This window comes from Azotosporobacter soli, from assembly GCF_030542965.1.
GTDB classification, from domain to species: Bacteria; Bacillota; Negativicutes; order SG130; family SG130; genus Azotosporobacter; species Azotosporobacter soli.
Map to the genome: position 1 here is coordinate 1 of NZ_JAUAOA010000010.1, position 15,048 is coordinate 15,048.

The following is a 15,048-nucleotide window of genomic DNA, read 5'->3' on the forward strand; positions in this document are numbered from 1 at the left end:
CCGTTCGACTTGCATGTGTTAGGCACGCCGCCAGCGTTCGTCCTGAGCCAGGATCAAACTCTCCATAAAATTATGAAGAAGCTTCATCAGCTCTTTATAACAAAAACATTATTGTTTGTTGAGCCATCATCACCGAAGCGATGACGTCTCCGCACATCTGGCTTTTCATTCTTTTCCACATTGTTCAGTTTTCAAGGAGCACCATTATGAGTTAGTTCATAACTCACTTCGAAATTATATCACACATGTTTTATTTATGTCAATGAGTTATTCTTTGCAAGAGCATCTTAGCAACTTTAATTAAAGTTCATTTCCTTACTTCAAAACCTCAATAGATACGTCAATATAAATATAGTCGTCTTGTATTTTTGCACGGATATCATTTGCTAATTTCGTGCGAATGAACTAAAATATAAGTCGGCTATCCTCGCTCAATATCACTTATCACAATCAGACTGTTGTCTATTTTTAAGGGAGGTTATTTTATCCATATGGACACGGAAGAGATGAATCCTACACCAAGCAAAAAAAGCCCTCGCAAGCGACCTTGGAAAAAACTGTTCATTATATTAACAGTGATTATTGCTGTTATTGTTATCGGTGCCGGGCTCGGCTTCGTTACTGCCAGCTTACATTCTATGCCCAGTTTAAAAGATGAAATCAGACCGGCTGCATCTTCTCAGATTTACGACAGCTCAGGCAAGGTACTCACCACTATTCACTCCGTAGAAAATCGCGTGCCTGTATCCATTAATAAAATCCCCAAGGACTTGCAAAATGCTTTTGTCGCTACAGAAGATGCTCGTTTCTACCAACACTTAGGCGTCGACCCTCGTGGTATCCTCCGCGCTGTTTGGTCGAATGTTACTGGCGGAGGCCTTGCCGAAGGCGGCAGTACTATTACGCAGCAATTAGCTAAGAATGCACTTTTAACACAGGATCGTACTTTAAAGCGTAAAATTCAAGAAGCATTTTTAGCGTTGCAAATTGAACAACAGTATAGCAAGCGTGAAATTTTGGAATTGTACTTAAATCAAATATACTTCGGGCAAGGCGCTTATGGTGTTCAATCTGCCGCCATCGTATATTTTGGTAAAAATGTTGAAGACCTTACGCTAAGTGAATGTGCCATTTTAGCTGGCATACCCAAAAGCCCCAATTATTATTCACCATTGAATAATATGAAAGCATCAAAAGAACGCCAAGGCGTTGTCTTAGAACAAATGGTAAAGTATGAATATATTTCACCAGACATGGCAAATAAAGCCCGCAATGTCGAAATAAAATTGGCCGCGAAATCAAATCCGGCAAACAATACTTTTGCCAGTTATTTTATCGATTACGTAACACAATATTTAATTGATAAATACGGCGCCGATTCTGTATATAAAGATGGCTTAAAAGTCTACACTACTCTTGACACCGACATGCAAACGGCTGCCGAGGAGGCAATTCATGCCTTACCCGTCTATCGTACTGACGGAAATGGTTTAAGCCAACCACAAGGAGCCTTGGTTGCAATCGATCCACACAGCGGTCATATCAAGGCAATGGTTGGCGGACGTGGAAACGACCAATTCAATCGTGCCGTATTAGCGGAGAGACAGCCAGGTTCAGCATTTAAGCCGTTCGTTTATTTAGCTGCAATTGAAAGCGGTCTTAATGCCTCAACTATTATTGAAGATACCCCTATTTCTTTTGGCGGATGGTCACCAAGTAACTATGACGGAAAATTGCACGGCAAAGTAACGATGCGTAGCGCCTTAGAACATTCTCTTAATATCCCAACGGTAAAGTTGGCACAACAAGTCGGTCCTGATAAACCGCTCTACTATGCACAACAAATGGGGATTTCTACTCTTGTTCTTAACGGAACCACAAACGACCGCAACTTAGCCATGTCACTAGGCGGCTTGACGCGCGGCGTTACACCACTTGAAATTGCCAGCGCTTATGGCGTGTTAGCTAACAACGGCGTTCGCGTTGAACCATTAGCCGTATTGAAGGTCGTTGATCGAAACGGCAAAATTTTAGAGCAAAATACGCCTAAAGAACGCGCAGTAATCAATGAAAAAAGCGCCTACATCCTGACGGATATCTTGCGCGGCGTCATCTTGCGCGGCACAGGAACAGGAGCTAACATCGGCCGTCCGGCTGCTGGCAAGACCGGCACTACTGATGATTATAAGGACGCTTGGTTTGTAGGTTATACGCCAGATTTAGTAGCCTCTGTCTGGCTTGGCTTTGACAATGAAAAATATTTAAACGGAGTGACGGGCGGCACCTTGCCGGCAACAGCCTGGCGAACGTTCATGAGTAAGGCGATTGCCGGTGTGCCAGCACGAGACTTTCCACGACCTTCCGGCGTTGTGACTTCACCTATTTCTGCTGCAGACGGCCTGCAAGTGGTCGATCCAAAAGAAAAAGATGCACTAGGCGAAGTTCCTGTTGAAGGAACACAACCAACAAAACCAAGTTCGCCAGATGGAAAAAAGACAAAACCAACTGCTGATGCTGATAAATCGGGTAATTCGAACGGTAACAAATCAAATGATTTACTACCACCGCCACCCAATACCGGTAAAAAGCCTTAAAAACGAAAAGAACGGCAGCCACAATTTTAGTGGTTGCCGTTCTTTTTTCATTTTAACCAAGCAACAGTTGCTCCGTCGCCGCCTTCATTTAATTCAGCCAGTTGAAATTTCTCGACATAAGCGTTAGCCGCCAGATATTCTCTGACTCCTTTGCGCAAGGCTCCTGTCCCTTTGCCATGAATAATTAAAAGATCACGGTTTCCAGACAGGATTGCATCATCAATGTGCTTATCCAGACGTTCAATCGCTTCCTCTACCAATAACCCTCTCAGATCAAGCTGTCTATTTGCACTCTTTATTTGCATAGGTTCAACCATGCTATTTTTACGCCTATCGGATTTGTTTTTACTCGGACCACTCTGTTTTTCCGTTTTATGGCGGCATTGAGCTCGTGGCATGGTAAGGCGCATTTGTCCAACCTGCACAACAATTCCTCCTGCTTCAATCGCTAAAACAATTCCTGTTTGTCCAAGACTCGGGATTACGATCTCTTCATTGACAAGAAAAGGACTGTTGTCGGCATCGTCAAATTCTTCTGTCTCGGTTTCCAAAATAAACGGATCCAATTCACGCAACCCTTTACGAACACCTGCAATCGTCGCATCGCGTTTATGGCGCTCTTTTTCATTAAATTGGTCTTTAAGCTGTTTAATCAAATCCGCTGCTTCCACTTTAGTTCTACGCACTAATTCTTCGGCTTCCTCTTTGGCTTTTTGAATGATTTTTTCCTGCTTTTCGCGAAGCCGTTCTTTTTCACGCCGCAGCAAACGATGGTTCTCCGCCATTTCCCGGTGCAACTCTTCCGCCTGCTCCATTTCCTCCCGGTATACCTTTTTTTCTTTTTCCAGTTCAGCAAGCAAGTTTTGCAAATTACGATGTTCTTTCGCCAGCAGAATGCTGGCGCGATCAACAATATAACCTGGCAAACCAAGACGCTTACTGATCGCAAATGCATTGCTGCTGCCCGGAACGCCGACCAAAACACGATACGTTGGCGACAACGTTTCCATATCAAATTCGACACTAGCATTTTGCACGCCTTGCGTCATATAGGCGAAAGCTTTCAACTCGCTGTAATGCGTCGTTGCAAGAGAGCGGCAATTTAATGCAAGCAAGTGTTCTAAAATAGAAGTCGCCAGCGCCGCCCCTTCTTCCGGATCTGTTCCCGCTCCCAATTCGTCAAGTAACACTAGGTCGTCTTCATTAACATCACCTAAAATTCCGACTATGTTTTTCATATGGGCAGAAAAGGTACTCAGGCTCTGTTCAATACTTTGTTCATCGCCAATATCTGCAAACACCGCACGAAACACGCCGATTGAACTGCCAAAATTAGCTGGAATAAAGAGGCCTGCCTGCGTCATCAAAACAAATAAGCCCAGTGTTTTAAGACAAACAGTTTTGCCCCCCGTATTCGGACCGGTTATAACCATAATGGAAGCGTCGCCTCCAAGCTCCAAATCAATGGGTACAACCTTCTCAGAGGGAATCAACGGATGACGCCCTTGTTTAATAGAAATCAGTTTATCGTTGTTAATATCAGCCCGTTGTGCTTTCATTTCCAATGCCAATTGCGCTTTCGCAAAATTAAGATCGATGTGTGCTAATATCTTTCCGTTATGGCTCAAATTATCGGCCTCAACGGCAACTGCGGCTGAAAGCATCAATAGAATTCGCTCAATTTCATGTTTTTCTGCCGCCAACATTTGTTTGAGATCATTATTAATTTGCACGACAGGCATAGGCTCGATAAATACCGTCGCGCCGCTGGCAGATTGGTCATGTATAATGCCCGGGAAAACGTGGCGATATTCCTGCTTGATCGGTATAACATAGCGATCGCCGCGCATCGAGATGATATTGTCCTGAAAGTATTTCTGAAAATTGCTATTGTGTAAAACCTGATCTAATTTTGTTTTAATTTCTTCCTGCAGGCGTTTAATGTTACGTCTGATTCGTAATAACTCAATACTGGCGTCATCACGTACCTTACCATGATCATCTATTGATGTTTCAATTTTATTTTCCAACTGACGCATACTGCATAATTCTTCCGCCAGTGCCGTCAAAATCGGCGTATCGACTTGTTTTTTTTCAACAAAAAAAGTCCGTACCCGCTTTGCCCCTTGCGCGGTCGAAAGAATTTGCGTCAATTCATGCGCTTCAAGTACGCCGCCGACATCGGCCCGCTTTACTGCTTGGCGGATATCCCATATCCCTCTGAGTCCAAATCCGGGCGCTGCCATAAGCACGCTTAGCGCTTCTTGTGTTTGCATCAACCAGTCCGAAACCTCATTAATTTCAATGCTGGGGTGAAGATTTTCCGCTAATTCCCGCCCCATACGCGTGCTGCTTTTTTCTGCCAACCGTTCCAGAATCTTGTCATACTCCAAAACGCGCAGCACGGTTTCACTCATTGCCTTCCTTGTCATAAAACACCTCTAAAATAGTGCCCACGCGTAATTGTGTTGTTTCCTCCATTTTCAATAATAGAGTTTCCCACATTTCGTTGCGCAGCCGCCGTCACATATTTTCTCACGATTTCTTTAAGCTTCAGTTCTTTATATCGCCCGTCAATTCGTATCCAGTCAATTCCTAATTCGCTGAAGCGTTCCACGTGCTCGAGCATGTCAAGCGTTTTGCCGTTTAAGACATGCATGCGGCAATATTGATCGCGCACAACCGGAAAATGTTCTTCCTTGCGATCTTCCAGATAGTATATTTCATCACCGCAATTCTTGCAGCCGCCGAACGCGCCTTTCATACAATACTCTGACGTCATCAACTCCAAATTTCCATGTACAATGCACTCCATTTCTAACCCTGCAGGAATATTACGTGTAATTTCGCTAATTTGGTTAAAAGTAAGCTCAGGTGACAAGCAGATGCCAGCACAATTTTGACGCGATAAAAAAAGGCCACTCTGCGAATTATAGATATTCAATGAGTAATCGGCATAATAAGGAATATCACGTTGCTGACGCATAATTTCAAGCGCGCCTAGATTTCCGACCAGAACACCATCCGCTTTATATTCTTTTGCCAAATCTAATTCGCGCAAAAAAGAATCCCAATTCTTTGCCGCAATAATTTTAGGGGTTGCAATGATCAGTTGACATTTATGCGTCTTGCAGTAAGCGGCCGCCTCACGATATTCTTCTTTCGTCAAAAAACGATGCGAAAAATTTTCGCCTCCGAAAATAATTCGCCCCGCCCCTTCATCAACAGCGAGCGTGAGATCTGCCAAATCAGAAACCTGGATCGAAATACGCGGCGCCTTTCTCTCACGCATTCCTTTCCCCCCAGCGCTACTAAACTTTTTTTCATTCAGCTTCGCTGCACGAGAAAAGTGAAGAAGGCGCGCCTCTTCAAGCTGCTTTACCGCGCGTCGCCTAAGTTCATTCAACTCGCTGACCGGTACCATTACATTTTCTTGAATGTCTACTTGCATAAAATCCAGCGCAAAAATCGTATTGCCAAGACGATTTATTTGTTGTTCAACGGTTTCTTTACTAATTGCACGCTTAATCGCCTTTTCCGTAATAAAATCAGTACATGCTTTCCCAATATTTCCGTCTTTATCGCTCAATTCAAGTATTGCCGCTTTACCTTCTTCAATGATAACTTTTGCACGAATAAAAACGCGTTTCTGATTTTTTTCCTTTTCAAAATATTCTCTTGCATGCTGCATCAAACGTTGATCAAATACCTTAAATACGCGATCATTCATCCGCACTGGTTGAGGCACAGCCAATTCAATTTCTTCTTGCGCTTCAGCCTCTTCACGACTGTACCCGTCACAGGTGAATTCATCAAGCGTCAAGCTGACCCTTCCGCCAACACTTACCCAAATATCAATAATATCGCCTTTGACAACGGCTTCGTCGAGCTTAATCTTGACTCTTTTTGCTGCATGATCGTAGCCCGAAATGCGGCCAATCTTTATTCCGCGATTATTGGGTCTTTGATGACTCATAAAATCAGAAGTTGGTTTTATGCCCATTAAATAATCGCTCGTAAAATCCCGATTGAAAATTTGCGCCAAATTCATCTCAATTTTGCGACAGGCGGCCTCATCTTTAACAATTTTAGGATTGGCCATTACTTTGCGATACGATTCCACTACAACAGCCACATACTCCGGCTTTTTCATCCGTCCTTCAATCTTAAACGAAGTGACCCCCGCTTGTTCCATCTCCGGGAGTAAGCGTAGTGAATTCAAATCCTTAGGGCTTAGTAAATAATTACCTGCCGCACAATTTGCCAACAGATCATTTCCCTGCTTGTCTTGCAGCTTATACGGCAAACGACACGGTTGCGCACAACGCCCTCGGTTGCCGCTTCGTCCGCCAATCATACTACTCATCAGACATTGCCCTGAATAGGATATACAAAGCGCACCATGGATGAATACTTCAATTTCAGTATCTGTCGCATGACAGATTGCTTCAATGTCAGCCAAAGCCATCTCTCTTGACACCACTACGCGCTTAAATCCCTGCTGCGCTAAAAATTGAACGCCCGCTTGATTATGCACGGTCATCTGTGTACTCGCATGCAGATGTAAGTCGGGAAAACGTTCCTTTACTAACGCCGCCAGTCCTAAGTCCTGTATGATTAGCGCATCCACACAGATTTCATTAAGATAATCAATATACTTAAGCGCTGCTGAAAATTCCCGTTCATCGAGCAGTGTATTCACAGCCACATATATTCGAACGTTATGCAAATGAGCATAACGAACCGCCTTCGCCAATTCTTCGTCATCAAAATTTGCCGCGTAGGCTCTAGCGCCAAACATTTTGCCTGCCAAATATATCGCATCGGCCCCTGCTTCAACAGCTGCGCGAAGTGCATCAAAACTGCCTGCCGGAGCTAATAATTCCGCCATTTAAATCACCTTTTCCTTCTTTTGCTTTTCAATCATGCAATTAATTCATTTCTACATTATATAGTAGCTATTCTAAGAACACAAATTTAAAAACACGCTTCTACGCAAAACATAGAAGCGTGTTTATCCATTCATGATTGACCTTCTTCTTTGACCATTTTCAGTAGTTGTTTGTAGTCGTTTTCTAATTGAGCATATTCTTCTGCTAAGTTAAGTGCTGCCAATACAGCCACTTTGACCGGAGACAACCGTATGTTCTGTCGCGATACGCGTTTCATTTGGGTATCTACTAGCGCAGCCACTTTCATGACTTGATCAATTTCACCATCACTCTTCAGTGCATATAATTCGCCAAATATTTCTACGGTTATTTTATTCTTTTTACGCTCTTTTTCAACACTTGCATCTTTTTGCATATTTGCGCCACCCGATTTCTATCTGTTTTATAAGATACAATTCGACTCGTAGCAAACAACTCCTGCCCTAAAAAAATAAAAAGAGGAGCGAACTCCTCTTTTTATCAGTAAATTAGGCTGCCCGATTATCTTTGTTCAATGTGCTATTCTTGTATCCATATGCAAAGTAGACTAGAAAACCAATGGCGCTCCAGACTGCAAAACGAATCCAAGTATCCATCGGCAGATTATACATCAGATAACCGCAACTTAGAACCGCCAGCGGTGCTACGACATTGACCATCGGGCATCTGAAGGGTCGAACAAGATCCGGTTGCTTCACACGCAATACCGCAACGCCAATAGCAGCGACGACGAAGGCAAACAGCGTACCGATATTAGTCAGTTCGGCAATAATTCCTATCGGCAGGAATCCGGCGATCAGCGCAACGGCAATACCGGCGATAATCGTGATGATATAAGGAGTTCCATAAGTTGGATGAACTTTGCAAATACCAGCGGGAATCAAGCCATCACGCGACATTGCAAAGAAAATACGACTTTGACCGTACATAAGCACTAACAATACCGTAGTAATACCGCAAATTGCGCCAGTACCAACCATGGCCGAACCAAAGTTATAACCAATTGCACGCAATGCGTAAGCGACCGGCTCCGTATTATTTAATTCACTGTAAGGAACAACGCCGGTAAGAACCGCCGCAACTGCGATATAAAGTACAGTACAGACTAAAAGTGAGCCAATAATGCCAATCGGCAGGTCACGATTCGGATTGCGACATTCTTCCGAAGCCGTTGCAACCGCATCAAATCCGATGTAAGCAAAAAATACAATCGAGGCACCCGCTGCAACGCCGGAGAAACCAAACGGCATCAACGGACTCCAGTTAGCAGGGTTTACCTTCGGACCGGCCAAAGCCAGGAAGATAAAGACAGCCGCTAATTTAATAAATACTAAGATGCGGTTTAAACTAGCCGTCTCCTTCGTGCCGCGAACCAAGAGGAAGGTCAAAAACAGACAAATTCCAATAGCGGGTAAATTCGCAATGCCGCCATCGGCCGGTACTGCTGTCCAAGCCAACGGCAATGTAACTCCTGCTGATTTTAGAAGGCCGCCTACATAACCGGCCCATCCGGCTGCAACCGCTGCCGATCCAACCGAATATTCAAGAACCAAATTCCAGCCTACAATCCAGGCAACAATTTCTCCTAGTGTTGCGTAGGTGTATGTGTATGCACTGCCCGCAATTGGAACCGCTGAAGCCAATTCAGCATACGCTAAAGCGGCAAAGGCGCAGGTAAGGCCAGACATGACAAAAGAAATCATAATACCGGGTCCGGCATATTTGGCTGCAGCAATACCAGTTAAAACAAAAATACCAGTACCGATAATGCAACCGATGCCCAACATGACTAAATCGAGGGCTCCAAGGGATTTTTTGAGACTTTTCTTTTCTGCACCTTCTAACATGGATTCGATACTTTTAGTCCGTAAATAGCTCATTCAAATACCCACCTCTCTCCTTTTTATAGTCGCAGTATCTCTTTGCAGGATAAATGCCTCATGATAAAAAGCAGGCCTGTCCAGTTTGGACAGGCCTGCACAAAAACCACGTGCATGTATCCTTGCCTCCCCTGTTAACAGAATAGCATAATAAACTACTCTGGTAAAGAGTTTTTTGTGCTTTAAGCAAGGACAAACCAAGGTTATTTTCGTAACTCGGCTCCATATTTCTCTTCCAAGCGGACTAAGATGTTTTCGTAGTGACCTTCAATGTCACTTTCCGACAAAGTCTTGCTCGGATCGCGGAAAATTATCGAAATTGCTAAACTTTTCAGCCTATTGTCAATTTGTTCGCCGGTATAGACGTCAAACAATCGTACTTCCGTCAATAACGGACCGCCTTCTTTTTTGATCAATGTCAAAATCCCCTGCACTTCTATATCGCGTTTTACAACAATGGCCAAATCGCGCTGAATAGACGGAAATTTAGGCAATGCTTGATAAACAATTTTTTCAGTCAGCAGCGTGATCACTCTATCCAAATCAATGTCGAATAGATACACGCGTTTATCAATGTCAAACCGTTCAGAAACGAGCGGATGAAGTTCACCAACCCAAGCCACTTCTTCGCCGCCAACAATGAAGACCGCACTACGTCCTGGATGATATGTCGGGCAGGCAGTAGACTCGACAGTAAAGTTCAATCCAACGGACTGCAACAATTTTTCTACAATGCCTTTCGCATCATAAAAATCGACATTTTCATCATTCAAACACCATGCCACCGGATTGCGTCGACCGATAAGCAGTCCGCTGAGCCGCCAAGGTTCGCTCGGCAATTCACTCATCGGCAGATTTTTCGGAAGATACACCGCACCCACTTCATACAATTTTAAGTCATCATTGCGTCGCGACAGATTCTTCACTGCAGTTTCCAAAAGATTCGCAAGTAACGTCGTACGCATGATTGGAAAATCTTCCGTTATCGGATTCAGCAATGGAACGGCTTGGCGCTGCCGGTCATTTTCCGCTAAATTTAGTTTATCAAACACGCTTGGATGCGAAAAACTGAAACTGATCGTTTCATCCATCCCAGCTGCTGTAAGACACTGTTTAAGTCGGCTAATTACACTCTGACGTACGCTTTCACTGCCTCGAACCATTTCTCCACGCGGCGCCTTAGCTTCAATCCGATCGAAACCGTATATTCGCGCCAGTTCTTCATATAAATCGACAGCCAGCGTGACATCGCCGCGCCATGCAGGAACAATCACGCTAATCTTATCCGTTGCGGCAGAAACAATTTCAAACCCTAGACGCTTTAGAATATCCGCCATTTCTTGTTCACTCATTGCCGTACCAAGATATCGATTTGCCTTTTGAGGAATCAATTCCAATTGACGCTGCAATGTAAATTCAGGATATTCTTCCACAATGCCTTCCATTACTTGAGCTGCCGCCACTTTTTCTAACAACTGCGCAGCCCGGTCCAATGCTCGGGTCAGGTTTGCAACATCAACGCCTTTTTCAAAACGCGAAGATGCTTCTGAACGCAAACCAAGCGCACGCGCCGTACGTCTAACGCTCGTTCCGTCAAACGCTGCCGCTTCAAGCAGTATCGTGCTGGTTGAAGCAGTCACTTCGCTAGCCAAACCACCCATTACGCCCGCAATCCCTACTGCTTGCACTTCATCGGCAATAACCAACATATCGTTTGTTAATTCACGCTTCACCTCATCGAGCGTCGTGAGTTTTTCCCCTTGATGTGCTTTGCGCACGACCAATCTATGTTTGGCAATCATATTTTGATCATAGGCATGTAATGGTTGACCCAATTCAAGCATTACATAATTAGTCACGTCAACTACATTGTTGATTGAACGCATACCTGCTTTGTGCAGTCGATCACGCAGCCATTGCGGCGAATCGCCAACCTTTATATTTTGCAGTACACGTATCGCAAAACGGCTGCAAAGCTTTTTTTCCTCAATTTCAATTGAAACCTGCGATTTGCTGGAAACAGCTTCGTTTTCCCTTACATTGAGAATTGTCGCTTTCAGATTTGTGCTATTCAACGCGGCAATTTCTCGAGCGATTCCTTTAATACTGAAGCAATCTGCCCGATTCGCAGTAAGTTCAAATTCAAGAATCGCATCATCCCACCCCATTGCAGTCCGAACATCCACGCCAATAGCAGTCTCTTGCGGCAACAATAAGATGCCATCAGGTATTTCGATTGACACGAGTTCCTTGTTCAAGCACAATTCATCTCCGGAGCACAGCATGCCAAAGGATCGCACGCCACGCAATTCCGTCGGAGCAATTGTTACTCCGTTAGGAAGCTCCGCCCCTTCCGTTGCAACTGGCACTACATGACCAACGCGGACATTGGCAGCTCCAGTCACAATGGTTAGCGTTTCTGCCCTGCCGACATCCACTGTGCAAATTGAAAGTTTGTCTGCGTTAGGATGCTTTTTCATTTCGATGATGCGACCGGTTATCACATTATTGACAGACTGCGCCGGATAATGGATCGTCGCTACCGGAACGCCGGCCATCGTGAGTTGATGTGCCAATTCATCCGGAGTCTGATCAAATTCAACATATTCCTTCAACCAACTGATGGGTGCTTGCATTTTAAAACTCCTTTCTACTAACGAAATTGATGTAAGAAGCGAATGTCATTTTCATAAAACAGACGCAAATCATCAATTCCATATTTCAACATAGCAATTCGCTCAATTCCCATACCGAATGCAAAACCAGTTACCTTTTCCGGGTCAAAGCCGCCCATCTCAAGGACTTTCGGATGAACCATCCCTGAACCCAATATTTCAAGCCAGCCGGTGTTCGAACAAACGCGACACCCGTTACCGCCGCACATTACGCAAGAAATATCTACCTCTGCACTAGGTTCTGTAAAAGGAAAATAACTCGGTCTGAAGCGGACGCCAACGTCTTTGCCGAATACCTCATGAATAAACGTTTCCAATGTTCCTTTTAAATCAGCAAAACTGATATTTTCATCAACAACAAGGCCTTCGACCTGATGAAACATCGGTGAATGCGTTGCATCATAGTCACAGCGGTACACTTTGCCCGGTGCAATGATACGAAGCGGAGAATTGGGCTCGGCGGCTTTCATTGTACGTACTTGAACCGGAGAGGTGTGCGTGCGCAGCAAAAGGTTGGATGTTACATAGAAGGAGTCCTGCATATCTCGTGCCGGATGATCCGGCGGCAAATTGAGCGCTTCAAAATTGTAATAATCTTCTTCGATTTCAGGCCCTTCAGCAATCGCAAAGCCCATATTTTTAAAGATGCCCTTTACCAAATCGAGCGTCAACGTAAGCGGATGGACGTGCCCTAACTCAATCGTTCGGCCCGGCAATGTAACGTCAATTTTCTCTGTCGCTAGTTTCGCTTCTAACTCTGCTTTGCCAAGCTGTGCACCTTTCTTTTCCATCAATTCTTCCAGGTTATTGCGTACCTCATTGACAACCTGGCCGATTCTTGGACGCTCTTCCGAAGACAGTTTGCCCATCCCTTTCATTACCGTGGTCAGTTGTCCTTTTTTCCCTAGATATTTTATGCGGGTTTCATTCAAAGCCGCTACCGTCGCAGCACTTTCAATTTCCTGTTGCGCTTCTTGCTGCAACAAGATCAGCTCTTGTTCCATACTCTCTTCACTTCCTTTTTAAAATTACCTTGCATCCATCGTTGCCATCAGCATTTTGCATAAAAATAAAAAAACTCCTGCCCTACAAGGGGCGGGAGTTTTTCCCACGGTACCACCCTAAAACGATACTCTCTTAATTCCTTAACGCGGAAAACGTCTTATCTACGCAGCATAGGCCTTCAATAAGATGCTCCAGAGGGAATTTCTGCTTAAAGATTTGAAGAGGCTCTCAATCAACGGCACTCTCTCCCTGTACAAACGGCTTACCGCATACTCGCTCTTTCATCACAGACACCTGTTAAGTTACAAGCAATAAGTTCACTACTAATGCAAAATAAGTTTCCGATAGCCAATATAAGCAGTAATCGATCCCGTAGCTTCAAAGATTCTCCACCAAATTTCCGGGGTCAACATCAGGGATCACACCCTTTCTCTGCAAGATAAGGCAAGGTTATCGAGGAAATTATAGCATATCAGGTTGCAGATTACAAGCAATCTGAATTTCCTTCTGACGTAACACCTCATACAAAATCACAGCGGCGGCCGCCGCAACATTAAGCGATTCCACTTCATGATATAAAGGGATTTTAATCTTGTCGTGACTAACTTTAATTAACTCGGCATGAACTCCACTACCTTCATTGCCGAAAATGATTGCATTACGGCCCATATAATTCAACTTTTCATAAGAAGTCGCGCCTTCCAAGCAGGTGGCAATGAGGCGGATCCCTTTTTCACGGCAATAGGCACTCAGCTCTTCACGCGCTACATTTTCTACTACCGGGATCTTAAACAATGCCCCCATCGCTGCACGAACCGCTTTATCAGAAAAAGGATCTGCACAGCCAGAAGTCAGAACAACACCGCTGCAGTTTGCCGCCGCTGCAGTCCTGATGATGGCGCCTACGTTCCCCGGATCTTGGATTTCATCTAAAACGGCGATGCAACCAAGTTGCTCAGCATTCCAATCCGTCATCTTTGTTACACGCTTTGGTATAAGCGCTAAAACGCCCTGCGAACTCTCCGTCAAGCTTATTTTTTGATAAACAGCATCACTGACCAATAAACCACGTACGCCTTTTTCTTCCAATGTCGAAATCAAAGCCACGCCACGCGGCTGAAGAAGCAGTTTTTCAGAATACACAAAGCAATGCAGCGGCCATTCTGCAGCCGCCTCTTCTACGAGGCGTATCCCTTCTGCAATAAATAGACCAAGCTTATCTCGCTGTTTTTTCGCATGCAATGCAGCAACTAGCTTTACCGTCGTATTTTGCAGACTAGTTATCACTTGATTCACACCATCTCCTCCAATTTTTCAATGCCGTTTCGACTGCCAACCACCACAATGATATCCTCCGCACCAAATCGCTCTGTCGGTAATGGCGATACAATCAATTCATCGCCGCGTTTTATCGCAACCACGTTTATTTCATATTTAGCCCGCAAATCTGTTTCCATGAGCGTCTTGCCATATAATTTATTCGGTGCGGAAACTTCTACGATGCTAAGTTCCGGCGACAATTCAATATAATCAAGAACGCTATTGGACACCAAATTATGCGCCACGCGTTTTCCCATATCGCGTTCAGGATAAACAACCCTGTCAACACCTATCTTTTGCAGTAATTTTCCGTGCAGTGAATTACTCGCTTTTGCTACGACATAGGGAACCCCCATTTCCTTAACTTGTAGGGCTGTTAAAATATTCGCCTGTACATTCTCACCAATGGCTACGATAACCACATCAAAATTTCGTATGCCCAATGCAATCAAGGATTCCTCATCAGTGGTATCCGCCTGAATGACATGCGTAACTTGATCGCTAAATTCCTGAATTCTATTCTCGTCATTATCAACCGCCAAAACTTCATATCCCATTTCATACAAAGTCGTCGCAACGCTAGTTCCAAAGCGGCCTAAGCCGATGACGGCATACTGTTTATTCTTTTTTTTCATATTGTTTC

At 44.4% G+C, this 15,048-nt stretch carries 9 protein-coding genes and 1 rRNA gene; 1 reads left to right on the forward strand and 9 read right to left on the reverse strand.

Going from position 1 to position 15,048, the window contains the following annotated elements; all coding sequences use genetic code 11:
• Positions 1-69 (reverse strand): 16S ribosomal RNA (locus tag QTL79_RS10340); the annotation flags it as partial.
• Between the two features lie 422 nt (positions 70-491).
• Here QTL79_RS10340 and QTL79_RS10345 point away from each other — a divergent pair.
• Positions 492-2,594, forward strand: coding sequence for a transglycosylase domain-containing protein (locus QTL79_RS10345; protein ID WP_428845474.1), 2,103 nt, complete (start codon positions 492-494; stop codon positions 2,592-2,594).
• A 47-nt stretch (positions 2,595-2,641) separates the two neighbouring features.
• Here the strand turns inward: QTL79_RS10345 and QTL79_RS10350 are convergent, their stop codons facing one another.
• From QTL79_RS10350 to QTL79_RS10385, 8 genes are all read right to left on the reverse strand, one after another.
• Positions 2,642-5,026 carry an endonuclease MutS2 gene (locus QTL79_RS10350; protein WP_346354901.1) on the reverse strand — a complete coding sequence of 795 codons (2,385 nt, stop codon included), beginning with the start codon at positions 5,024-5,026 and terminating at the stop codon, positions 2,642-2,644.
• Positions 5,023-7,485, reverse strand: coding sequence for a U32 family peptidase (locus tag QTL79_RS10355; protein ID WP_346354902.1), 2,463 nt, complete (start codon positions 7,483-7,485; stop codon positions 5,023-5,025). The genes QTL79_RS10350 and QTL79_RS10355 overlap by 4 nt, the downstream gene beginning before the upstream one ends.
• Before the next feature lie 131 nt (positions 7,486-7,616).
• Positions 7,617-7,901 (reverse strand): cell division protein ZapA, encoded by a 285-nt coding sequence (locus QTL79_RS10360; RefSeq protein WP_346354903.1) that lies wholly within the window; start codon positions 7,899-7,901, stop codon positions 7,617-7,619.
• 112 nt (positions 7,902-8,013) lie between these two features.
• A complete protein-coding gene (locus QTL79_RS10365; RefSeq protein ID WP_346354904.1) occupies positions 8,014-9,405 on the reverse strand; it encodes an amino acid permease in 1,392 nt (463 codons plus the stop codon).
• Between the two features lie 203 nt (positions 9,406-9,608).
• Positions 9,609-12,041, reverse strand: a complete 2,433-nt coding sequence (gene pheT / locus QTL79_RS10370) for a phenylalanine--tRNA ligase subunit beta (protein WP_346354905.1) — start codon at positions 12,039-12,041, stop codon at positions 9,609-9,611.
• Positions 12,042-12,058: 17 nt separating this feature from the next.
• A complete protein-coding gene (gene pheS, locus QTL79_RS10375; RefSeq protein WP_346354906.1) occupies positions 12,059-13,084 on the reverse strand; it encodes a phenylalanine--tRNA ligase subunit alpha in 1,026 nt (341 codons plus the stop codon).
• Positions 13,085-13,547: 463 nt separating this feature from the next.
• The gene (locus QTL79_RS10380) at positions 13,548-14,381 is read right to left on the reverse strand and encodes a TrmH family RNA methyltransferase (protein ID WP_346354907.1); all 834 of its coding nucleotides are present in this window, start codon (positions 14,379-14,381) and stop codon (positions 13,548-13,550) included.
• Positions 14,378-15,040 (reverse strand): potassium channel family protein, encoded by a 663-nt coding sequence (locus QTL79_RS10385; protein WP_346354908.1) that lies wholly within the window; start codon positions 15,038-15,040, stop codon positions 14,378-14,380. Before QTL79_RS10385 ends, QTL79_RS10380 begins: the two co-directional genes overlap by 4 nt.
• Positions 15,041-15,048: the final 8 nt, after the last annotated feature.